The organism is Lentzea guizhouensis (assembly GCF_001701025.1).
Taxonomy (GTDB): domain Bacteria; phylum Actinomycetota; class Actinomycetes; order Mycobacteriales; family Pseudonocardiaceae; genus Lentzea; species Lentzea guizhouensis.
In genome coordinates this window covers 573,571-596,404 of the sequence record NZ_CP016793.1, presented here as the reverse complement: position 1 = coordinate 596,404, position 22,834 = coordinate 573,571, and the positions used below count along the sequence as shown (strand labels likewise).

19 protein-coding genes and 1 pseudogene are annotated in these 22,834 nt (G+C 70.2%); 6 read left to right on the top strand and 14 right to left on the bottom strand.

What is annotated here, in order from left to right:
* Positions 1-669 precede the first annotated feature (669 nt).
* Both BBK82_RS02865 and BBK82_RS02860 read right to left on the bottom strand, forming a co-directional pair.
* Entirely contained in the window at positions 670-2,928 is a 2,259-nt protein-coding gene (locus BBK82_RS02865) for a HelD family protein (protein ID WP_065913584.1), read from the bottom strand.
* 104 nt (positions 2,929-3,032) lie between these two features.
* Positions 3,033-3,461 (bottom strand): MarR family winged helix-turn-helix transcriptional regulator, encoded by a 429-nt coding sequence (locus tag BBK82_RS02860; protein WP_065920785.1) that lies wholly within the window; start codon positions 3,459-3,461, stop codon positions 3,033-3,035.
* Positions 3,462-3,597: 136 nt separating this feature from the next.
* Between BBK82_RS02860 and BBK82_RS02855 the strand changes: the two genes are divergently transcribed.
* The 3 genes from BBK82_RS02855 to BBK82_RS02845 are packed head-to-tail and all read left to right on the top strand — an operon-like array spanning position 3,598 to position 5,126.
* Positions 3,598-4,200, top strand: coding sequence for a hypothetical protein (locus BBK82_RS02855; protein ID WP_065913583.1), 603 nt, complete (start codon positions 3,598-3,600; stop codon positions 4,198-4,200).
* Position 4,201: 1 nt separating this feature from the next.
* A complete protein-coding gene (locus BBK82_RS02850) occupies positions 4,202-4,420 on the top strand; it encodes a DUF6343 family protein (RefSeq protein WP_154697011.1) in 219 nt (72 codons plus the stop codon).
* 19 nt (positions 4,421-4,439) lie between these two features.
* Positions 4,440-5,126, top strand: a complete 687-nt coding sequence (locus BBK82_RS02845) for a TetR/AcrR family transcriptional regulator (protein WP_237048014.1) — start codon at positions 4,440-4,442, stop codon at positions 5,124-5,126.
* On the opposite strand, the gene BBK82_RS02840 is transcribed toward BBK82_RS02845, so the two are convergent.
* The 3 genes from BBK82_RS02840 to BBK82_RS02830 are packed head-to-tail and all read right to left on the bottom strand — an operon-like array spanning position 5,114 to position 8,080.
* On the bottom strand, positions 5,114-6,454 hold the full coding sequence (locus BBK82_RS02840; protein WP_065913581.1) for a dihydrolipoyl dehydrogenase family protein: 1,341 nt from the start codon (positions 6,452-6,454) through the stop codon (positions 5,114-5,116). The genes BBK82_RS02845 and BBK82_RS02840 overlap by 13 nt on opposite strands.
* A 21-nt stretch (positions 6,455-6,475) precedes the next feature.
* A complete protein-coding gene (locus BBK82_RS02835; RefSeq protein ID WP_065913580.1) occupies positions 6,476-6,838 on the bottom strand; it encodes a VOC family protein in 363 nt (120 codons plus the stop codon).
* Between the two features lie 12 nt (positions 6,839-6,850).
* Positions 6,851-8,080 (bottom strand): hypothetical protein, encoded by a 1,230-nt coding sequence (locus tag BBK82_RS02830; RefSeq protein ID WP_065913579.1) that lies wholly within the window; start codon positions 8,078-8,080, stop codon positions 6,851-6,853.
* A 143-nt stretch (positions 8,081-8,223) separates the two neighbouring features.
* Here BBK82_RS02830 and BBK82_RS02825 point away from each other — a divergent pair, with 143 nt between their 5' ends.
* Both BBK82_RS02825 and BBK82_RS02820 read left to right on the top strand, forming a co-directional pair.
* Complete coding sequence (locus BBK82_RS02825; protein WP_071812520.1) at positions 8,224-9,564, top strand: S8 family serine peptidase; 1,341 nt, start codon at positions 8,224-8,226, stop codon at positions 9,562-9,564.
* Between the two features lie 201 nt (positions 9,565-9,765).
* Entirely contained in the window at positions 9,766-10,269 is a 504-nt protein-coding gene (locus BBK82_RS02820) for a DUF3145 domain-containing protein (protein WP_154697010.1), read from the top strand.
* A gap of 17 nt (positions 10,270-10,286) precedes the next feature.
* Here the strand turns inward: BBK82_RS02820 and BBK82_RS02815 are convergent, their stop codons facing one another.
* The 4 genes from BBK82_RS02815 to lanKC form a co-directional block, all read right to left on the bottom strand.
* The gene (locus BBK82_RS02815; RefSeq protein ID WP_065913577.1) at positions 10,287-12,005 is read right to left on the bottom strand and encodes an ABC transporter ATP-binding protein; all 1,719 of its coding nucleotides are present in this window, start codon (positions 12,003-12,005) and stop codon (positions 10,287-10,289) included.
* Positions 12,005-13,624, bottom strand: a complete 1,620-nt coding sequence (locus BBK82_RS02810) for an ABC transporter ATP-binding protein (protein ID WP_065913576.1) — start codon at positions 13,622-13,624, stop codon at positions 12,005-12,007. The genes BBK82_RS02815 and BBK82_RS02810 overlap by 1 nt, the downstream gene beginning before the upstream one ends.
* Positions 13,625-13,766: 142 nt before the next feature.
* Complete coding sequence (locus BBK82_RS02805; protein WP_154697009.1) at positions 13,767-13,931, bottom strand: SapB/AmfS family lanthipeptide; 165 nt, start codon at positions 13,929-13,931, stop codon at positions 13,767-13,769.
* Positions 13,932-13,974: 43 nt separating this feature from the next.
* A complete protein-coding gene (gene lanKC / locus BBK82_RS02800) occupies positions 13,975-16,542 on the bottom strand; it encodes a class III lanthionine synthetase LanKC (RefSeq protein WP_065913574.1) in 2,568 nt (855 codons plus the stop codon).
* A gap of 603 nt (positions 16,543-17,145) precedes the next feature.
* Between lanKC and BBK82_RS02795 the strand changes: the two genes are divergently transcribed.
* Positions 17,146-17,712 carry a hypothetical protein gene (locus BBK82_RS02795; RefSeq protein WP_065913573.1) on the top strand — a complete coding sequence of 189 codons (567 nt, stop codon included), beginning with the start codon at positions 17,146-17,148 and terminating at the stop codon, positions 17,710-17,712.
* 192 nt (positions 17,713-17,904) lie between these two features.
* On the opposite strand, the gene fabF is transcribed toward BBK82_RS02795, so the two are convergent.
* The 5 genes and pseudogenes from fabF to BBK82_RS02770 all read right to left on the bottom strand — a co-directional run bounded on the left by fabF (position 17,905) and on the right by BBK82_RS02770 (position 22,718).
* Positions 17,905-19,140: a beta-ketoacyl-ACP synthase II gene (gene fabF / locus BBK82_RS02790; RefSeq protein WP_065913572.1), complete on the bottom strand. Its 1,236-nt coding sequence runs from the start codon at positions 19,138-19,140 to the stop codon at positions 17,905-17,907.
* Entirely contained in the window at positions 19,137-19,373 is a 237-nt protein-coding gene (locus tag BBK82_RS02785) for an acyl carrier protein (RefSeq protein WP_053737712.1), read from the bottom strand. Before BBK82_RS02785 ends, fabF begins: the two co-directional genes overlap by 4 nt.
* Positions 19,374-19,407: 34 nt before the next feature.
* Entirely contained in the window at positions 19,408-20,385 is a 978-nt protein-coding gene (locus BBK82_RS02780; RefSeq protein ID WP_065913571.1) for a beta-ketoacyl-ACP synthase III, read from the bottom strand.
* Positions 20,382-21,264: pseudogene (locus tag BBK82_RS02775) on the bottom strand (ACP S-malonyltransferase). Before BBK82_RS02775 ends, BBK82_RS02780 begins: the two are co-directional and overlap by 4 nt.
* 239 nt (positions 21,265-21,503) lie before the next feature.
* Complete coding sequence (locus BBK82_RS02770) at positions 21,504-22,718, bottom strand: PucR family transcriptional regulator (protein WP_065913570.1); 1,215 nt, start codon at positions 22,716-22,718, stop codon at positions 21,504-21,506.
* Between the last annotated feature and the right edge of the window lie 116 nt (positions 22,719-22,834).

The following is a 22,834-nucleotide window of genomic DNA, read 5'->3' as shown; positions in this document are numbered from 1 at the left end:
CATGCGGCTCGAGCCGGCCGCCGAGATGTCCACGTCGTGCTGGGAGATGCGGGCACTCGGCCGGTGGAACAGCACCGAGGCTTCGTTGCACGCCTTGGCAAGCACCTGTTCGACGAGTTCGACCGTCGGCGCCAGGAACTCCTCGGGCAACCCGGTGAGCCGGAGCCCCTGGCTCAACTGGCTCGTGACCGTCTCGTCCATCGCCTGGCGGATGCGAACCTGGGCCACCAGCACCGCGAAGTCCGGTGACTTCAGGTAGGCCAGCAGTGTGCCGGCCTCGTCACCGATGTCGTGCAGCAACTGTTCGGTCGCCGCCTTCGGGCTTTGGGCGCACGAAATCACCGGATCGATGTTCAGGCTTGGCGCCAGCTGCCGGCTGACATGGACGACGATGCCGCTGATCGTCGACTCGACACTGGGCACCAGGTCTCCGTTCTGTGCGTGGACTCAATCCAATTGAGATAGCACAGCGGGCATGACACATCCGGGCACAACGCCGAGTCGGGTCGCGGTGAATCAATGACAATAAGCGGACACGTGCCGCATTGGTGCGGTTTCCTGGACGCGCCGCCGCCTCGATGCCGTTCGCCACCCGGCCTCCTGAGCACGATCCGACGTGAACGGTCATGTTGAACACGGGGATCGTTTCGCGCAGGAGGCCGGGAAGCCTCAGTCCTTCAAGCGGGACAGCATGTCCGGCAACGACCCCGAGTGCACCACACCCAGCCGCTGCGTCGCGCGGGTCAGCGCCACGTACAGGTCCGAAGCCCCCCGAGGCGACTCCTCCAAAATGCCGGAAGGATCCACAACGACCACCGAGTCGAACTCCAACCCCTTGGCATCGGTCACCCCCAGCACCACGACCTGCGCGTCCTCCAACTCCCCGGTCGACGAGCTCGGCACCGCAGAAACAACCGCCGACCCCACCGACGACAACAACGCGGCCGGCACGATCACCGCCACCTTGCCATCCCCGACAGCAGCAACCTCGGCCGAGATCAACGCAGGAACCTCACCCGCATAAGAAGCAACAGACGAAACCCACGGCGGCACACCGGTCTCGCGCACCGAAGCCGGCGGCACGAGAGAAGGATCCACCGACGCCAGAACGTCCGCGGCCACCTCCATGATCTCGGCCGGCGTGCGGTAGTTGACGGTGAGCTCGGTGAGGCGCCAGCGGTTCTGCACATAAGGCGAGAGCACGGAGTCCCACGACAGGGCGCCGCCGATGTCGCCGGTCTGGGCGATGTCGCCGACGACGGTCATGGACTTGCTGGGACAGCGGCGCATCAAGGTGCGCCAGGCCATGGCGGAGAGTTCTTGGGCCTCGTCCACGATGATGTGGCCGAAGGTCCAGGTGCGGTCGGCGGCGGCGCGTTCGGCTGCCGTTTCGTAACGGTCGACGCCGTGGCGTTCGGCCAGGCGGTAGGCGTCCATCAGGTCCGTGGCCATCAGGATGTCCGGGTCGGCGTCGTCTTCCAGGTCGAGGATGTCGAGGACGCCCTGGGCGTACTCGATGGCTTGGCGGCGCTGGCGTTCGGCGCGGGCCTTGGCCTCGGTGTCGTCCTCGCCGAGCAGTTCGGCGGCCTCGTCGAGCAACGGCACGTCCGCCGGGGTCCAGTCGTCGCCCACGCGCTGCAGCAGGTCGCGTTCCTCGCGGGTGAACTTCGACATGGCCCTGTTGCGGCGCTTGGGGTTCGCGTAGAGCTCGGACAGCAGGGTGAACGGGGTCAGCACCGGCCAGAGTGCCGAGATCGCGGCCTGGACCTCCTCGGACTCGCGCAGCTCGCGGCGGATGTCGTCCATGTCCGCCTTGTCGAGCAGGTGGCCGCCGAGCTTGGAGGCCACCATGCCGCCGAGGGTGGAGATGATCTCGCGGGCGAACGTGCGGCGGGCCTCGTTGTGCGGGCGGCGGGTGCGGCGGGCGCGGCCGCGGGCGTCGGAGATGGCGCGGCGGTCGAGGCGCAGGACGTCGTTGTCGAAGCGGATGTCGAAGAACGGCGGTGCTTCCTGGCGGTCGCGGATGGCGGCGGCGATCACGTCGGCCATCTGGATGCGGCCCTTCAGCGCCGCGGCTTCGGGGGCTTCGCGGCCCACGGCGGTGAGGCCGGGGTACAGCTCGCCGACGGTCGAGAGCAGCACGCCCGTCTCGCCGAGCGACGGGAGGACCTGGCTGATGTAGCGCAGGAACGTGGTGTTCGGGCCGACCACCAGCACGCCGCGCTTCGCGAGCTGGCGGCGGTGGGTGTAGAGCAGGTAGGCGGCGCGGTGCAGGGCCACCGCGGTCTTGCCGGTGCCGGGGCCGCCCTGCACGACGACGACGCCGTTCAGCTCGGACCGGATGATGATGTCCTGCTCGGCCTGGATGGTCGCGACGATGTCGCTCATCTGGCCGGTGCGGGAGGCGTTCAGCGCGGCGAGGAGGGTCGCCTCGCCGGTCAGGCCCTCGTTGCGGGACGGCTCGACCGAGTTGATGTCGAGGACCTCGTCGTCGAGACCGATGACCTTGCGGGAGCGCGTGCGCAGGTGCCGGCGGCGGCGCACGCCGTCGGGGGAGGCGGCGGTCGCGAGGTAGAACGGGCGGGCCGCGGGGGCGCGCCAGTCCATCAGCAGCGGCTCGTATTCCTTGTCCTCGTCGAAGAGACCGATTCGGCCGATGTAGAAGCGGTCGCCGTTGTGGAAATCGAGCCGGCCGAACGCGAGGCCGTTCTCGACCGCGCTGTACTGGGCCAGTTGATCTGTGTACATCGCGACGGAGGTGTCGCGCTCGGACCGCATCTGGTGCGTGCCGCCGGTCTGTCGCAACGATTGTGCGAGTCGTTTCGACGTCTGTTCGCGGAGGTCGTCGAGCCGGCCGTACAACATGGCCACGTATTCCTGCTCCGGCTCCATTTCGGCCGACCGGAGGTCATCGGAGGGGCTTGACAACGTGCCTCATTTCTCGATACCCTGCGATGTCAGGTTTTATCCTGACCTCACCCTAAGATTAAACACAGCCCTGCCCGCGCCCATGTCGTGCGAGCGCAGACTGTCTAATCTACACGCATGTCCGCGTGATGCAGGTAGGCCTTCCGCAGCAGTGTGGTCAGCGCGACCCGCTCGGCCTCGGTCAACGGCGCCAGCAACACCTCCTCGTGTGCCCGCGCGGTCTCCAGGCGTTCCCGCAACGCCTCGCGCCCCGGTCCGGTGATCGACACCGTGAACCTCCGCCGGTCCCGTTCGTCGCGCCGCCGCACCGCAAACCCGTGGCCTTCGAGATCGTCGAGCACGGACACCAGGTCGCTCGGGTCCATCCGCACCTGCTCGCTGATCCGCTTCTGCGCCACCGCCTCCTGCTCGGCCAGGTACGCCAGCACGGTCACGTGCGGCCCCCGCAGCTCGCCCCGGCCCAGCCTCCGCGCCTCGCGCACCAGCTGCAGCATCAGGTAGCTGGGCAGACGCAGAAGCTGATCGATGCTCATGAACTTCAGCATAGGAAAGTTCTGTCACCCGATCGTGGATAGCGCTGCGTGGTCAACACCCTCGGAGGAGGGCCGCTCGGGTGAGCAAGGGGGTGACGTTTCTCCGCAAACCACCTGGGGGCGGCAAGGTGGGGGTATGACGCGCGCGGAGATCGTCCGGCTCGCCCGCTGTGTGGTGCGCCGGCCCCGGTGGCAGCTCGCGGTGGCGGCGCTGCTGTCGGCGTGGCTGCTCGCCTGGGTGCTCGGCCAGCTCGCCGAGCGGCCGCCGACACCGCTCGGCCTGCTCGCCTGGACGGGTCTGCCCCTGCAGGCCGCCACCGCCTGGGCGCAGGACCGGGCCGACGTCCTCGTCTGGCTCGCCACACTGGGCGGGCTGAGCTGGGCCGCGACCACCGAGCAGGGTCAGCTGCCCGCGCTCGCCGGCTGGTTCGCGGTGCTGGTCGCGGGGGAGGCGGCGGGCTACCAGCACGCCGTGCAACGCGCGATGCTCAGCATGGTCGTCTTCCTGGTGGTCCTCGCCGCCGTCTCGCTCACCGGCCGCCACGCGTTCGTCGTCGACCGGATCGCCGTCATGCCGGGGGACGTGCTGCGAGCCGGGATCACCGCCGCCGTGCTGACCGCCGTGGTGCCCCTCATCGCCCCCGGTCTGGCCCTGACCCGTCTCGTCCGGCCCTACGTGACCAAACCGCCGCGGCCGCTCAGGTCGGTTGAGGCACCCCTGCTGCGGGAAACCGGGTGAGGTGAGCGACTACCTGCCACCGCCCGCGCCACCCCGCAGTGCGCTGACCCTGCGGTTGTGGCTCGCCGGTTTCGGCCTGGTCTTCAACTCGGTCGCGGGCTGGCTGGCCCTGCGAGCTGACCTCACCTGGCTCGCGGTCGTGCTCCTGCTACTCGCGGTCGTGTGCCTCGTCGACTTCGGCTGGGTGGTGCACCGCAAACGACGGGGGGATCGCGGCTGAAACTGTCGGGAACCTGTGCTTGGGTCTACCCGCGCGTATGGATAAAGATGTCGACGTGCATGAGAACCCGGCCAGCGGCAGGTTAGCCAGGGTGATGCGTCGGCAGCCGGTGCAACAACGTGGTGCGGCCACTGTCTCCGCGATCCTGGACGCCTGCGCGAGCCTGCTGAACGAATACGACTACGACGACATCACCACGGCACGCATCGTCGATGTGGCCGGAGTGCCCATTGGTTCTTTCTATCAGTACTTCCCGGACAAACGTTCCGTCGTGCACGCGCTCGCTTTGCGCGGCATGGAGACATATCTGCGCGAGGTCGAGGAGTTGTTCGCGAGCGACCTGATCGCGGGCACCTGGCGCGAGGCGATGACCCAGGTCGTCGCGGTGTACATGCGGATGCTGACCGATCTGCCCGGATTCGGGCGGGTGCGCTTCAGCGACATGCTGGACAGCCACCGCCTCGACTCGAGCGTCGACCAGTACGAGCTGATGGCCGAGCGGCTCGCCGAGATGTTCGTCAACCGCTTCGGCGCCCACGGCGACGCCCCGGTCATGCTGACCTTCCGCATCGCCGTGCAGACCGCGGACGCGTTGTTCAAGCTCGCCGAACGGGTCGACGAGGACGACCGCGCGTACGTGGTCGGCACGGCGAACGAGCTGCTCACCGGCATGCTGGGCAGCGTGCTGGAAGATCAGAGGCCGTAGGCCTCCAGCATCCGCAGCCACACCTCGCTGATCGTCGGGTAGGCGGGCACCGCGTGCCACAGCCGGTCGACGGTCACCTCGCCCACGATCGCGATGGTGGCGGCGTGCAGCAGCTCGGCCACGTCCTGGCCGACGAACGTGACACCGACCAGCGTCCGCGTGCGCTCGTCGACGACCATCCGCGTCTTGCCGCTGTACCCGTCGGCGTGCAGCGACGACCCGGCGACCGCGATGTCGAGGTCCACGACCTTGACGTCCCGGCCCGCCGCGCGCGCCTCGGCCGCGGTGTGGCCCACGAACGCCACCTCGGGGTCGGTGAACACGACCTGCGGCACCGCCACGTGGTCGGCGTTGGCCTGACCCGCCGACCACGGCTCGGGCTCGGAGCCGCGCGACCGCTCCAGGATCGCCGACCCGACCGCCCGCGCCTGGTACTTGCCCTGGTGGGTGAGCAGCGCCCGCCCGGTGACGTCGCCGGCCGCGTACAGCCACCGCCCGTCCACACCGGACACCAGGCCGGTGTCGTCGATGACCAGCGGCTTGCCGTCCTTCGTCGCCGGCACCCGTCCGGTCGCGACGAGGATCTCCGCGCCCCGCACCACCCGGCCGTCCCGCAACGTCAGCGCGCCCGGCTCGACCGCCGCGGCCCGCGCGTTCAGCAGCACCTCGACCCCGTCGGCCCGCAGTCCCTCGACGACGAGCGGCCCGACGAAGTCCTCCATCCGCGGCAACGGCCGGTCGCCCGAGACCACGAGCGTCACCTTCGACCCGAGCCGTGCCCACGCCTGCGCCATCTCGACACCGACCACGCCGCCGCCGAGCACCACCAGCGACTCGGGCACCGTGCGCGCCGAGGTCGCCTCGCGCGAGGTCCACACAGGAGTGTCGTCGAGACCCTCCAGCGGTGGCATCTTCGGCACGCTGCCGGTGGCCACGACCACCGCGAGCCGGGCCCGGTGCACCTCGCCGCCGACCGTCACCTCGCGCTCGCCGGTCACCTCGCCCTCGCCGCGGACGACGTGGATGCCGACCGACTCGGCCCACTTCACCTGGCCGGTGTCGTCCCAGTCCGAGGTGAACCCGGTGCGCCGCTCCAGCACCGCCCGCGGGTCGAGGCTGCCGCCGACCACGCCCTTGACCCGCTGGGCGGCCGCGAGCGCGTGACCGGAGCGCAGCAACGCCTTGGACGGCATGCACGCCCAGTACGAGCACTCGCCGCCGACCAGCTCCTTCTCGACCATGGCGGTGGACAGCCCACCCGCGGCCGTCCGCCACGCCACGTTCTCACCTACGGGGCCACCACCGATGACGATGACGTCGAAGTCCATGGCGGCCACACTAGGCCTCGATCAAGAAAGCCACACGAGGCAGAAGGTGTGCCCCACCGGGTCGGTGTAGACGCGGAACGTGTCGGGGTTGTCGCGCGAGATCAGCTTGGCCCCCAGGGCGAGCACCTGCGACTCCGCCATCTCCACGTCCTCGACCAGCACGTCGAGGTGGAACTGCTGCGAGCCGTGCGGGTCGGGGTACACCGGCGGCACGTACTCGGGCGCGCGCTGGAACGCGAGCCGCGTGCCGTTCGCCACGACCACGACCCAGTCCGGGTCGTCGCCGCCCGCGAGGCGTTCGCCACCGAGCAGCTTCTCGTAGAACGAGGCCAGCTCGGCGGGATCAGGACAGTCGACGACCACTGAGCGAAGTTGTCCGATCATGCACTCCACCCTCTACCGGGAGGCGGGCAGCCGCAACGCCTGCTTGGCGATCGGGTCGAGCGCCGGGTCGCCCGCGCCGCCGGACCACACCACGAACGCGAGCTGCACGTGGCTTCCCTTCACCCCGCTCGCGAACGTCGCGTTGGCGGGCGGGGTGCCGTCCGGGCCGTTCACGCCACCGGAGCCGGGAGCCGCGACGATCGCGTGGAACGCCTTCGCGCTCGGGGCGTCCACGACGTCCAGGTCCGCGACCAGCACGGTGGCCTTGCGGGTGTTGACGGTCGTCTCGTAGGTGGCGCGCAGGATCCGGCCGCACTCGTTCGCGACCAGCCACGCCTTCACGTCGCCGAACGCCTGCGCCGCGCAGTCCTGGTCCTGCTTGGTCTCCACGGGCACGAACGTGGTGCCGTCCACGACCACCGTCGTCGGTCCCGGCGGGGGCGTCTCCGTCGCGTCGACCTGGGAGTCACCGCCGGGCAGCGCCACGACCAGCCACACGAGCAGGACCAGCACCAGCAGGCCGGCGCCGGCGAGGTACGGCCAGCGGAGCTTGAGGGGCAAGCGTTTGCCCACCGGCGGACGTGCGCCGACCTTCGGGATCAGCATCGTGCTGGCCGAGGCCAGGTCCGGCGAGATGGCGTCGGTGAAGCCCTCGCTCAGCAACGACGCGGTGTCCGGCGGCGTGCCGGTGGTCTGCAGGACGGCGAGCAGCTTCGCCGCGTGCTCGGCCGAGCACGGCACCGCCGACGTCGCGAGCTCGCGCGCCGCGGTGAGCAAAGTGGACGGTTTGGGGTGCAGCACCCGCACGCCGCGGTTGAGGTCCGCCGACGGTTGCACGACCTGGCTGACGAACGGGCCGACCGCGACGACCGTGCTCACCGGCAACGGCTCCGCGCGCATCGCCTGCAGCCGCTGGGCCACCGCCGTCGCCGCGGCCACCGCCTCGGTCGCGGGGTTCGGCATGCCGTCCTGGCTGACCAGCGGCCAGCCGTCGATCGACCACGCACCGCCGAGCGGGGCCTCCAGCTTGACCGCGGGGTCGGGCAGGTCCACGCCGACGATCACGAGCACGCCCTTGGGCAGCACCACGACCGCGTCCAGCGGCAGCGGGCAGTCGGGCGGCTGCACGCCGGTCAGCGCCACCCCGCCGAGCACCCCGGTGCCCACGCCGCAGGCGGTGAGGGCAGCACGGACGTCCGCCCCAATGGCCGAGGGTTCAGCGCCCAGACGGATCAACCGCACGAGTCCCCACCTTTCCGCACGGGGGCACACGGTAGCGCTCCGGGGTCCTCCACTTGCGGGCAGTCGAGACCTTGCGTGACACCCGTCACCGAAAAGTGGATCACTCGTTAGATGGATTGCCTGTCTATGTTCACGGAGGGTTCATGTATAGACGCGCCGTACTGCTCACCGTGCTGCTCGTGGCCGCCGCCTCCCCTGTCGCGGCGGCCACGACGACCTCCACGGTCTACGTCCACGGCACCGACCTGGCCTCCGCCGAACACGCGGTGGAGGCGGCCGGCCTGCGGAAGATCACCAGCTTCCACAAGATCGGCGTCGTCGCGGCGCGGGGCACCGCGACGCAGATCTCCACCGCGCGAGCCACCTCCGGCGTGACGAACGTCGAGGTCCAGAAGCCGATCCGGTTCCTCGGCTCGACCTCGCACACCGCCACCCGCGGCCTGGACGCGCGCAACAGCCTCGGTCTGACCGGTGCCGGCGTGTCGGTCGCGGTGATCGACTCCGGCGTCGACCCGGCGCACCCGTCGTTCGGCGGCAGGATCGTCCGCAACCTCAAGAGCCTCTGCCTGGACGGCACGACCGAGACGAACTGCATCGTGCCGGTGCCGAACTTCCTCGACACGGACACGACGTCGCTGGGCGGCCACGGCACGCACGTCACCGGCATCGCGATCGGCGGCGACGTCCAGACGACCGGCGGTCCGGTCATCCGCGGCGCGGCGCCCGGTGCGAAGGGCGTGGTCATCTCGACCGGCGCGGCGATCCTGATCCTCGGCGCGGACGCCGCGCTGAACTGGGTGCTGGAGAACCACCGAGCCCCCTGCGGCGCCGGTGTGCCCGCCACCACCTGCCCGCCGATCAAGGTGGTCAACAACTCCTATGGGCCGTCCGGCGGCGGGACGTTCGACCCCGGGTCGGTGACCGTCAAGCTGCAGCGCCGGCTCGTGGCCGAAGGCGTCGTCGTGGTGTGGGCGAACGGCAACGACGGCGGCGACGGCTCGGCGAACCTGTCCAACCCGCCCGGCGTCGACCCGACCCCCGGCGTGATCTCGGTCGCCTCCTACAACGACCAGGAGACCGGCACCCGCGACGGCGCCGTGTCGGACTTCTCCTCGCGCGGCCTGGCGACCGACCCGTCGACCTGGCCGGACATCTCCGCACCCGGTGAGAACATCACGTCGTCCTGCCGGCTGCACCTGCCGATCTGCGCGACCGGTCTGAAGCCGCAGAACGGCCCCGGCCTGCTCGACCTGGGCACGTTCAACACGATCAGCGGCACGTCGATGGCGGCACCGCACGTCGCGGGCATCGTCGCCCAGCTGTTCGAGGCGAGGCCGTCCGCGACCCCGGCCGACGTCGAGCGGGCGTTGAAGTCGTCGGCGTACAAGTACGGCTCCGGCTACCAGCCGGCCGGCCCGTACACCTCGTCGTTCGACAAGGGCACCGGACTGGTCGACGTCGTCGCCGCGGTAAACGCCCTGTAGATCACGATCACGCATCACTCGGCCGGGGAGATCGGGACTTAAGACCTGTATCTGCCCCGGTCGGGTGATGATCGAGCTGGTTCTTATGGCGGACAGGCCTCAAGTCGAGGCAGAATGCAGCGAGCGGGTAGCACGGTGATCACCTCACTCTCGGCAAAGGCGTAGGGGAAGACGTCCCTCGTCGAGTAGCGGAGGTCAGCAGTGAGCACCCGTGGCAGCACCAGTGGCGTGGTCTACGTCCACTCGTCGCCGTCTGCGGTCTGTCCGCACGTCGAGTGGGCGATCTCGGGCACCCTCGGTGAACGAGTGGACCTCAGATGGGCAGCGCAACCCGCAGCACCAGGCCAGTTGCGCGCTGAATGCGCATGGACCGGAGACGCCGGCACCGGCGCCAAACTCGTGGCTGCGCTGCGCGCGTGGCCGATGCTCCGTTTCGAGGTGACCGAGGAACCGTCCCCAGGTCAGGACGGCGAACGTTTCTGCTTCGCGCCCGTACTGGGTCTGTGGCACGCGCGCACCTCTGCCAACGGCGACATCGTCGTGAACGAGGACCAGCTGCGTGCGCTGGCCGCGAGATCCCGGGGTGGTGAGTCGTTCGCGCACGGCGTCGACGAGCTCCTCGGCGCGGCCTGGGACGACGCGCTGGAACCGTTCCGCCGGGCGGGCGACGGCGCACCGGTCACCTGGCTGCACCGCGTCGGATGAGTCCTGAGTAGACCCCGCTACCGGTTGGGCAGCGGGGTTTCCTCGTGGTGCGTGGGGTCCCAGGCGAGCATCAGCCTGCCGTAGAGCGGTGAGCTGCGCAGCAGCTGCTCGTGCGTGCCCAGCAGCGGCGCGCCACCGTCCATGACCAGCACCCGGTTCGCCCGCAGCGCCGAGCTCAGCCGGTGCGCGATGACGACGAGAACGCCCGGCCTGGCCGCGAACGCGCGCTCGACACGTGCCTCGGCCGCCGGGTCGAGGTGCGAGGTCGCCTCGTCCAGGATGACCACCGCCGCGGACGTCACCTGGACCCGTGCCAGCGCGAGGAGCTGCGCCTCACCGGCGGACAGGCCTTCGCCCGCGTGGCCGAGCCGGGCGTCGAGACCGCCGAGCCGGTCCAGAAGTGGTTTGGCCCCAACGGTTTTCACGGCGGCGACCAGTTCGTCGTCGGTCGCGTGCGGTGCCAGCAGGGCGAGGTTCTCCCTGACCGTGCCGGTGAACAGGTAGGTCTCCTGCGGGATCAACGCGATCGAGTGGTGCCGGATCGCCGGGACCACCTGGTGCGCCGGCACGCCACCGAACAGCACCTCGCCGTGGCCCGGTGGCATCAGACCGGTGAGCAGACCGGCCAAAGTGGACTTGCCGATGCCGGACGGCCCGACCACGGCCAGGTGGTCGCCGGGGCCGAGGCACAGGTTCAGGTCCTTGACCACGGGTTCGGCGGCGGGGCTCCAGCCGAACGTGACGTTCTTCAGGGTGAACTCGCAGCTGGCGGGAACTTCCCGGCCGTCGCCGCCGGCCGGTCGCGGCGCGGCTTCCTCAAGTCGTTTGAGGGCAACCATGAGCCGCATCACGACCGTGCTGGTGGTGCGGGCGAGGCCGTGCAGCGCGGGGTTGACGCTGTTGGTCAGGTACACCACCGCCGCCAGCACCGCGCCCGTCGTGAGCTGCCCAGAGCTCACCAACGGCGGCGCGAACGCGACGAGCAGGACGACAGGGGCGAACCCGCCGATCGCGATCACGATGGCGCGCAACGCGTTCGCCCACGCCACGGTGACGGTCGCCGCCGCCTGCTGGTCGATCTGCGTGCGGATGTCCTGGAACGCCTCGCGTTCGGCCCGGCAGGCGGCCACGTCCCGCAACCCGGTCAGCACCCCGCCGGTCGCCTCGGCGGTGCGCTCGTCGGCCATGACGGCGTCGCGCTGCCGCTTGGCCAGCGACGGGAGCAGGAACCCGAACAGCACCAGCGCCACCACGATCGGGAGCACCACGAGCCAGGTCAGCGCGGCCGCGGTCGTGGCGAGCCCGACGAGCGCGGCCACCGTGGTGACCAGCAGCGCGCGGGCCTGGACCAGCACGCCGGCGGTGGCGTCGCGGACCACCTCGACGTGCCGGGTGATCATCGCGACGGCACTGGCGTCCGGCGTGCGGCGGTGCGTCTCGTTCTTCAGCACACCCGTCACGACCTGCGTGACCAGGGCGTCGCGCATGGGTTCGACCACGTCGCCGAGCCGCGCGAACACCTGGCGCTGACCGAGCGCTCCGGCCACGGCGAGCGCGGCGAACGCGAACAGCCAGAGCAGGCCCGCCACCGGCCGGCCGGCCGCGAAGCCCTGGTCGACCGCGGTGCCGACGAGCTTGCCGCCGAAGAACGCCGGAACACCTTCCAGCGCGGACCAGGCGAGCAGGACCAGCACGCCGCGGCGGTGCCCGGCCAGCGTGGAGAGGTAGAAACGCATCACTCGCCCCCGGTGAACACGGCGCGGTAGCCCTCGTCGTTCCACAGCTCGGCATGGGTGCCGGTCGCGCGCACCCGGCCGTTCTCGAGCCACACCACCATGTCCGCCCGCGCTGCGGTGGCCGGTCGGTGCGTCACCACGACACGGGTGCGGCCGGGCAGCGCCGTGGTGAGCGCGTTGTCCACTTTGGCCTCGGTGACCGTGTCCAGACTGGCGGTGGCGTCGTCCAGCACCAGCACCTCGGGATCACGCACGATCGCCCGCGCCAGGCCTATTCGCTGGGCCTCACCGCCGGAGAGCGGGGCGTCGGCGACGGGTGTGTCGTAGCCCTGGGGCAGTCGGACCAGCACGTCGTGCACCTGCGCGGCCACGGCGGCCTCGCGGACCCGCGTCTCGTCCGCATCCGTTCCATAGCCGATGGAACGGCCGATCGTCGTACCCAGCAACGCGGGCCGTTCGAAGGCGTACCCGATGTCGCCGGGCCTGCGCACCTCACCGGAGTCCACCCCGGACAGTCCGCCGAGCACCGCGGCGAGTGCCGACTTGCCGGCGCCGGAGCTGCCCACGACCGCGCAGAACGCACCGGCGGGGACGACGAGGTCCACGTCGTGGAGCGCGCCGTCGACGCTGACGGCGCGCAGTTCGAGGGTCCCGCTCTCCGGAGGCCGGGCGTAGGGGCGGTGCGGCGGCGGGGTGCCGAGCACCTCGGCGATCCGGCCGGCCGAGGCCCGGGTGCGTTCCAGGACGGTGAGCTGCGTGATCTGCCCGACGATCCCCATGCCCAGCGCGGTGTAGCCGAGCGCGGCGAGCACGTCACCGGTGCTCAGCCTGCCCTGCAGCACCCCGAACCCGGCGGCCGCGAGCACCGCGACCTCGACGGCGGGCAGCAGCAGTCCGGCCCGCCACATCATCTTCGCCTGGGTGCGCCACATCCCGCCACCCGCCGCGGCGAGCCGGGGGAGCGGCTGCAGCACGCGCTGCGCCTCGCGGTCGGCGATGCCCGCGGCGGCGATCGTGCGCAGGCCGGACACCGAGTCGAGCAGGCGGGCCGAGACCTCGCCGGAGACTTCCTGGTAGGTCAGCACGTCGTCGGCGGTGAGGCGCAGGTGGGTGCGGATCAGCAGACCGGCCAGCGGGGCGCTGACCACGAACACGACCGCGAGCCGCCAGTCCAGCAGGGCCAGTGCGACGACCGAGCCGACCGACGACACGACCGTGACGACGAGCCCGATGACCGTGACGGCCACGCTGCCCGCGTTGCCGCAGTCACCGGTCACCCGGCTGACGGCGTCCCCGTGGGCGAACGGCGCCGGGTGGCCGATCGCGAGCAGGTGCTCCGAGAGCTTGCGGCGCAGCCACGCGGTGGCGCGGGCGGTGATGCTCGCCGCGAGCACGATCCCCACGGCGTCACCGAGGATCTCGACGGCCGCGAGCGCGAGCAGGAACAGGATGGTGGCCAGCACGAACGTGCCGCTCAACGCCATGTCGACGGCGTCGGCCAGCGCGGTGGGCAGCAGGAGACCGGCGGCCGTGGTGACCGCGGCGTTCAGGAGCAGCAACCACGGCCGGTAGTCGCGCGTCACAGTGGAGGACAGCAGAGCGTCACCGGGTTTGGTCATCGCTGTTCCTCCGGAGGTCACCAGGGCCCATCATGAGCGAGGGCCCGACAGCTGGCCGGCTGCCGGGCCCTGCAGGTGGCGGGTGAGCGGCATACTTCGCCTATGCCGCTCACCGGCCGCTGTGGATCAGTTGTGGCGCAGCTCAGCAGGCCAGCAGGCTGACGGTGCTGTGCGAGCAGGGGAGCAGCAGCGACGCGTTGGACGCGGTCGTGGAGCCGCCGCCGCCACCGCCCGAGCCGCCGCCGGCCAGCACGTTCGCCGGCGCCTCGGGGGTCTCGAGGTCCTGCATGTCGAGGATGAAGCCCATGACGGTCTCCTTCATAGAGGGATCTATCTAGAGGGTTTTACTGCTACCGGTCCGCGAGGACCGGGGTCTGTGCCTTCCCCAGGAAGGGAAGAGGGGCGCGGCCGTCCACAGTGGACGCAATGGCGAGCAGGACGCCCGCACCGCCGGTGTTGAGGTCCATCGACATCCGGCGCAGCTGCACACCGGGGAACGCGAGCCCGCCGCCGAAGCGCACGGCGTGCCAGCCCAGTGCCCGCAGGTGCTGCCGGATCGAGCGCTCGTACCGCTCGTTCGGCGTGTGGCGCGTCGCGTGGGCGAGGGTGGCCAGCTGACCGGCCCTGCCCAGCGTCAACGCCGGTTGGATCACGAACTCGCTGGTGCAGGCGTTGAGCAGCCCGGGGAGCTGCTCAACGCACGGACGTTCCGGCGCGACGGCGGCGAACTCGGTGAGCACGAGCGCGATGCCCGCCCCGCCGATGCCGACGTAGGGCAGCGACCGGAAGTTGCCGTCCCGCACCTGCAGTGAACCGTCGAGCGCGACCATCGTCTCCGCCAGGTCGCGTTCGAGCGCCTGTTCGGCGAGCTTGAGCCAGCGGCGTTCGGTGGTGCGTTCGAACATCCGCAGGAAGAACAACGCGGGGCCCGACCAGCCGTGCAGCAGTCCTGCCCGCGCCTTGCCACCGGGGCCCGGTGCGTCGGGGAGCTGCCGCGCGAGCCGTTCGGCGAGCCCCTCGGCCCGTGCCGCGAAGCCGTCGTCCCCGCGGGTGTCCGCGAAGTGCAGCAGGTTCAGCCCGATGCCGGCGAGGCCGGCGCTCAGACCGTGGTCCTGCGTGGTCTCGACGAGCGGTGCGTAGCTCTCCACCAGCTCGGTCGCGACGTCGTGGTGACCGAAGTCCTCCAGCACGTGCGCGATGCCGTGGGCGCCGACGTAGAAACCGGGCTGCTTCGGCGGTTCGCGGCGGACCGAGCGGATCAGCCAGTCCTCGTGCTCGGGGTACCGGCCCTCGCCGCTCGCCTCCAGCGCGTGCAGCACACCCGCCGCGCCGTAGGCGAAGTTCGCGCCGCCGACCTCGAACTGCTCGATGTCGCCGGGGAAGAGCCGGTCCGTCCGTTGCGGAGTCGCGCTGTGCAGGATCGCGGTCGCGATCTCCTTGCGCACCACGGTCCAGTCGGGTTCCGCGTCGTCGAACGCCGTGAACGCCGGGTCCGTCGGCGGGTCGACCCGCGGCCGGAGCACGTCGACGACGCCCCGGCAGTACTCGTCGTCGAGCCCGAAGCGCTCCTTGACGACCTGCACGTGCTGGTCGAGCTTGGCGGGGGAGAGCTCCAGCACCGCGTTGAGCGGCAGGAAGATCCACAGCTTGAGCGCGGCCAGCGGGTAGGCGTCGATGTCGAAGCCCTCGCGGTCGGCCGGTGCCTGGAAGCCGGGGGCCCCGAGCGTCGGCCGGTGCAGGTCCTCGATCGTCGACGACAGCTCGAAGTCGATGAGCGAGACCTCGTCGTCCTCGTCGACCAGGATGTTCATGGTGTGCAGGTCGCCGAAGACGACACCGCGTTCGTGCACGCGTGCCATCAGGTCGTCGACCTTGTGCACAAGAGCGAGCGCGCGTTCCTTGTAGGCCGCGACCTTCTCGTCGTCGGCTTCCTTGTGCGTCAGCGGGTAGTTCATCCCGAGCCACTGGCCGAGCGAGCGACCGGGCATGAACTCCATCGCGACGAACAGGTGCTCCCACTCGGTGAAGCGATCGAACACCGCCGGCACGCCCTGCACACCGGCGAGCCTGGTGAGGATCTGGTGCTCCAGCTCCAGCCTGGCCACCGCGTCGCGACCCTCGCGGTCGAGCCCGGCGTGCGGCCGCGCCTCCTTGAGCACGACCTCCTTGCCGTCGCTCTTGCGGGTCGCGAGGTACACGCCGCCACCGTTGGAGAAGTGCAGCGAGCTCTTGATCCGGTACGGGAACGCGTTCGGGTCGCCGGCGTTGCGCTCGGCCAGGTGGGGCGCCAGGAACTCGGGCAGCTGCACCCACTCCGGCACGCTGAAGACCGGCTTGCGCTGGTCGGCCACGAGCTCGCCGTCCGGCCCCTCGATCGCGAGCACCTGCTGCCCGTCGACCTCCAGCCACTGCTCGGAGAACCCGCCGTAGCGCACGTACACCGGACCCTTGCCGTAGCGCAGGTCGCTGAGGATGTAGGCGCCGTGCTGACCGTCGAGGAGCTGGGCGAGCTCGGTGACCACCTGCTCGAGCTGTTCGGTGCTCGTCGGGTAGACCGTGATCAGCTTGCCGCTGCCCTCGCGCGGTGCGTACTTGGAGTTGCGGGCGAGGACGATCGAGACCGTCTGCAGGTACTTGAACGGGATCCTGCGCTCGACGCAGTAGTCGAACGTGGCCTTGAGCACCGCGGTCGCGTTGTCCAGGCCGGCCGAGACGTGGATCTTCCACCCCTGCTTGGGCAGCTGCACGCCGTGCGGGTGCAGGTGCCTCCAGACGTTGCGTTCCGCCTGCACCCAGCCGTCGGGAAGAGCAGGCAGCTGGTGCGCGAAGTCGTCGCCCGGGAGGCCGCTTTCGGTGCTGCTCTGCAGATCGTAGAAGCGACGATCCGCGAAGCAGAACGCCTCGTATCTGAGGTCCACCGAATTCCCTCCCTCAACTCGTTTCGCAATTTGTTGATGCCGCATATTCCCGCACATTCGCGCAGCTATGGCCAATCCGCCATTGGTGGCATATAGGTGACCCGTTCGTGTCCGAAAGACACTCGGTTACCGGCGCGTATGCCACTCCGAGTAAGGAGGTTTGGAGCCAGATCACCCGGTTGAGAGGTTTGCGCACCGATGGTGCGACACCCGTTCTGTCCAGTCCAGCTAAACGGATCTCGCTCGTTCCCGATTTCGCAAGTCGCTGACCTGCGCTATTCCAATCGGGCATCGACGTATAGTTAGGGGTGTACAACGGTCGGACACGCCGCGTGTCGTTTGCTCCGTCGGGGTGAACCCGAAAATCGCGACATATGCGCGTTTGATACGGCCGAATGGCCGTGAGGATACCCCCGAATGCACTCATCCGGAGTATGAGATTGCGTGATCGCCAATTGTGTATCAATCATTGTCTTGCTGCATGCAACTGGCGGATCGGCGGCAAATGTAGTCTTTCGGGTGAAGTTTTCTTTTGTGAGTAACGAATCACTGTTCGTGACCGGCCCCGCACCGCCACGCGTGGCCTGGGGCTAGGCTCGCCGGGTGGGGAGCGCAGCGAGTCGCTGGCTGGTGCCGGCCGTCGTGGTGATCACCGGTGCGGCCGTGGCTGCCGGGATGGTGGGGCGGGCGGTGTACCTGCGTCCCGCGGAGGCTTCCGGGGAACCGGCGGTGGCGTCGTCCGCCGGGGCGTTGCCGGGCTCGGGTGAGGTGAGGTTGAGCGCGGACTCCTTCACGCATCCCGACCGGCAGCAGGTGCAGGCGGTGCTGCAGCGGTACTTCGATGCGATCAACGCGCGGGACTTCGCTGCGTGGTCTGCGGCGGTGACGGTGCGGAGGGCGTCGCAGGCGGTCGAGGAGACCTGGAAGGACGCTTACGAGTCCACTCGCGACGGTGGGGTGGTCGTGCAGCGGATCGAGTCCGATGTGGTGGGGCGGCGGGTTCGGGCGTTCATCTCGTTCGTGTCCACTCAGGATGTCGCGAAGGCGCCGGTCGCGTTGCCGGAGGGGTGTATTCGGTGGCGGGTGGTCTATGTGGTGGTGCGGGAGGGTGGGGAGTGGCGGGTGGATGAGGCGCCGGAGAACCGGATGCCGCAGATGGAGCGGTGCTGAGGGCGCTTCGTGCGTTCAAGCCACGTTTTTCCGCGTACGAGACTTCGTCCACCTCGCCCCCTGACAACTGATCAAAGACTGGGCCAGCGCCCTCGGCGGGGAACGCCGGCTCGGGCCTGCGGCCCTCGATCAGAAACGACAGCGCCCCGGTCCACGTCGGACCGGGGCGCTGTTCTGTGCCTTGCTGTGGGACTAGGCCGGGGTGAAGGCCAGTGCCACGTTGTGGCCGCCGAAGCCGAACGAGTCGTTCACGGCGGCGTCCAGCTTGACCTTGCGCGGTTCGCCCGCCACCACGTCGAGCGTGACGGCCGGGTCGAGGTTCTCCAGGTTGAGGGTCTGGGGAACGATTCCGTCGCGGATCGAGAGGACCGTGACGATTGCTTCCACCGCTCCTGCCGCGCCCAGGAGGTGCCCGAGGGCACCCTTGGGGGCGGTGAGGACCGGGTGGTCGCCGATCGCCTTGCGGATGGCCACCGTTTCCGCCACGTCGCCCACCGGGGTGGAGGTGGCGTGGCAGTTCACGTGGCCGACGTCGGACGGGTCGATGCCGCCGGACCGCAGGGATGCGGCGATGGCACGCGACTGGCCGACGCCCTCGGGGTCGGGGGCGGTGATGTGGTAGCCGTCGGCGGAGGTGCCGATGCCTGCCAGGCGGCCGTAGATCTTGGCGCCGCGGGCCTCGGCGAACTCGCGCCGTTCCAGGACCATGACGCCTGCGCCCTCGCCGAGGACGAAGCCGTCGCGGGCCGTGTCGAACGGGCGGGAGGCCTTCTCCGGCTCGTCGTTGCGGGTGCTCATGGTGCGGGCCTGGGAGAAGCCGGCCACCGGGATGGCGGTGATGCAGGCTTCGGCGCCGCCCGCGACGACCACGTCGGCTTCGCCGGACTTGATCATGCGGTAGGCCCAGGCGATGGCTTCCGCGCCCGAGGCGCAGGCGGAGACCGGCGCGTGGACGCCTGCCTGTGCCTTGAGCTCCAGGCCCACGTGGGCCGCGGGGCCGTTCGGCATCAGCATCGGGACGGTCAGCGGCGACACCTTGCGCAGGCCCTGCTGCTCCAGGAGGTCGTCCTGGGTCAGGAGGGTGATCGCGCCGCCGATGCCCGTGCCGATGATGACGGCGAGGCGCTGGCGGTCGACGGTGTCGTCGTTGTGGCCCGCGTCGGCCCACGCCTGGCGTGAGGCGACGATGGCGACCTGCTCCGAGCGGTCCAGGCGCCGCGCCTCGACGCGGGGCAGGACCTCGGTGGGGTCGACGACGAGCTGCGACGCGATCTTCACCGGCAGGTCGTACTTCTCGACCCAGTCGTGGGTCATGGGGCGGACCCCGGACTTGCCGGCCAGCAGTGCGTCCCAGGTGGACGTCACGTCACCGCCGAGCGGGGTGGTGGCACCCAGCCCGGTGATGACGACGTCGATGTTCGAACTCATGCGTGGCTGGTGATGTACGTCACCGCGTCACCAACGGTCTTGAGGTTCGCCAGCTCGTCGTCCGGGATCTTCACGCCGAACTTGTCCTCCGCCTGGACGGCGATCTCGACCATCGACAGCGAGTCGATGTCGAGGTCGTCCACGAAGGACTTCTCAGCGGTGACGTCGTCGGCGGCCACACCGGCGACCTCTTCGACGATCTCGGCAAGACCGGTCAGGACGTTGTCGCTCACTGAAGTTCCCTTTCGATTGACACACTCTGGAAAATCACGGGCACCGGACCACCTGTCCCGCGTAGGACAGCCCTGCGCCGAACCCGACCATCAGCACCACGTCTCCGCTGGAGATCTCGCCCGCCGCCCGCATGTGGTCCAGTGCCATGGGGATCGAGGCCGAGGAGGTGTTGCCGGATTCGACGATGTCTCGAGCGACCTTCAGGTCCTCGCGCGCACCATTGTTCCGCAGGCGCTTGGCGATCGCTTCGATGATCCTCAGGTTCGCCTGGTGCGGGGCGAACACGTCCACGTCGGACAGTTCGACGCCCGCCAGTTCGGCGGCCTTGAGCGCGATGGGCGCGATCTGGGTCGTCGCCCACCGGAAGACCGTCTGGCCTTCCTGGTGGATGAACGAGTCGCGGTCGTCGATCCTGATGACCTCGGACATCGAGCCGTCCGAGCCCCAGGCGACGGGGCCGATCTCGTTCGTGTCGCTGGCGCCGACCACGACGGCACCCGCGCCGTCCGCGAAGATGATCGCGGTCGAGCGGTCGTCCTGGTGGGTCCAGTCGGTGAGCTTCTCGGCACCGATGACGAGGATGTTCCGCACGGTGCCGGCGCGGACGATGTCCGCCGCGGTCGCGACGGCGTAGCAGAAGCCCGCGCACGCGGCGTTGAGGTCGAACGCGGCCGCGGCCTTGATGCCGATCTTCGTGGCGACCTGGGCGGCGGCGTTCGGGATGGTCGACGGCATGGTGCAGGTCGCCACGATCACGCCGCCGATGTCGGCCGGGGTCAGGCCCGCGTCCTCGATCGCCCTGATGCCCGCCGTGACGGACATGTCGACGACGCCCTCGTCCTTGGCCGCGACGCGCCTGTTCGCGATGCCCACGCGCTCGCGGATCCACTCGTCGGAGGTGTCCATCCGCTGGGCGAGGTCGTGGTTGCTGACCACGGTCTCCGGCTGGTAGCTGCCGAGGCCGACGATGCGGCTCCCCGCGGCTGCCCGCGGGGCCTGGAACGTGGTCACTGAGCGGCTCCAACGGTGTCGAACAGCTCCGCGACCTTCTCGAGCTGGTCGGGGGTCTTGAGGGCGAGGGTGGCGGTGCCCTTCATCGCACGCTTGGCGAGACCCGTGAGCGCGCCGGCGGGCGGCAGCTCGACCGAGCCGGTGACGCCCTTCTCCAGCAGTGTGGCCTGGCAGACGTCCCAGCGCACCGGGCTGGTGACCTGGGAGACCAGGCGGCGCAGCACCTCGGTGCCCTCGGTGACGACGGCGCCGTCCTTGTTCGACAGCAGCGGCAGCAACGGGTCGTGCGTGGTGACTTCGGCGGCACGGGCGCGCACGGCCTCTTCGGCGGGCGCCATGTACTTGGTGTGGAACGCGCCCGCGACGGCCAGCTTGCGGACCTTGGCCGTGCCGGGCGGGTTCTCCGCGAGCTCGTCGAGCGCCGGGCGCGGACCGGCGGCGACGATCTGGCCGGCGCCGTTGCGGTTGGCGGGCACGAGACCGAGCTCATCCAGACGCGCGAGGACCTCCTGCTCGTCGCCGCCGAGCACCGCGGCCATGCCGGTCGGCTCCAGCGCGCAGGCCTCGGCCATCGCGGCACCGCACGGCGGCCAGCGCGACCGCGTCGTCGGCGCTGATCACACCGGCGATCGACGCGGCGGCCAGCTCGCCGACGGAGTGGCCGGCGACGACCACGCCGGCAGGCAGCTCGAGACGGCGGCGCAGCTCACCGAACGCGAGCAGCGCGAGCGCCACGACCAGCGGCTGGGTGATGGAGGTGTCGACGATCTCCTCGGCCTCGGCGGTGGTGCCGAGCCGCACCAGGTCCAGACCGGTGAGGTCCGACCACGTGCGCACCTGCTTCTCCGCCCCCTCCAGTTCGAGCCAGGGGCTGAGCATGCCGGGCGTCTGGGACCCTTGTCCGGGCGCGAGGAGTGCGATCACGTGCATTACTAAAGCTGGTGAACCCACCGGTACCCCATGTCGTGAAGAACGAAGTACGGCGATCGTATTTGTAGAAACCCTACAAAAGTGTCGTCCAGGTGAACCTGGCGCGGCGTAACCCCAGCTCAGCGGGGCAGCAGATCGTTTGGCCCTCACCCCAACGGATGTGTGCGAACTCCGTCACAGGCCGTTCGCTACCACAGGCCCCGGGAGCGGGCAAGTCTCCCTACAGACAAAGCGACGCGAAGCACAAGCGCGTCTCGAGCGTCGTGTGCATTTCTTCCCGTCATTTCCTGAACGCGCCGAAGGCGATATCTGACCGTGTTCGGGTGCACGAACAGCCTTTTCGCGCACGTCTCCAGCACGCCGCCGACTTCCAGGAACGCGTCCACGGTCTCCAGCAGCGCGCCGCCCGCGTCCTCCAGCGGCCTGGCCACCCGGTCCACCAGCTGCCACTCGGCCTCCGGGTCACCGGCCAGCGCGCGTTCCGGCAGCAGGTCGAGCGAGCGCACCGGCCGGGGTGCAGCTGGCCAGCCGACGACCGCGCGCAGCCCGCTCAGCGCGTCGCTGGCGCTGCGGTGTGCCTCGGACAGCGACGACACGGTCGGCCCGGCCACCACCGGTCCCTCGCCGAAGCCCTCGGCGATGCGGCCCAGCACGTCCTCACCGGTCTCGGTCGGCCCGCCGAGCACGACCACCAGCCGTGAGCCCTGGATCGACAGCAGCACCGGCCGACCGGCGCGGGTGGCCTTGCTGCGCACGTTGTAGTTGACCGCCTGCGGGTCCTCGCTGCCGGGGTTGCCGACCAGCACGGTCGCCTCGGCCGCCGGGTCCCAGCCCAGCGCGGCGGCCCGCGACAGCAACGACTCCTCGGGGTCGCCACGCACGATGCCGTCCACGACCAGCGCCTCCAGCCGGGCGTCCCACGCGCCGCGCGCCTCGGCCGCCGCCGCGTAGGAGGTCGCCGCGGAGAACGCGATCTCCCGGCCGTACCGCAGCACGCCCTCCATCAGCATCGCGCGTTCGGCCTCGTCGGCCGCCATCGCCGGCATCTGCTCCTCGAACAGCTCCAGCGCTATCCGGACCAGCTCGACGGTCTGGCGCAGGCTCACCCAGCGGGAGATGTCCTTGGGGGCGCTGCGGAACGCGTCCGCGGTCAGCCGGATCGCCTGCTGCCGGTCGTGCAGCCACTCGACGAAGCCCGCCACGCCGTTCTGGATCAGCAGCAGCACGCTCGCCCGCTGGTCCGCCGGCATCCGCGCGAACCACGACAGCCGCTGCTCCATCTCCGCGACGCTGGCGGTGGCGAGGTTGCCGGACGCCCGCTCGATCTTGCGCATCGTGCGGGAGGAGAGGACGGGAGGGTGGACCTCCTTCTTCGCGTTGTCCGAGGTCGGGCTGCTGGTCATACCGGCAGCCTAGGCCGTTGCCATGGACATCACCGGAACAGGTGACACAACGCATGGTGGCGTCTGAGCGGCCATACCTTCGGGCACAGATGGCTTTGTTCGTCCGGCGCGGAGGT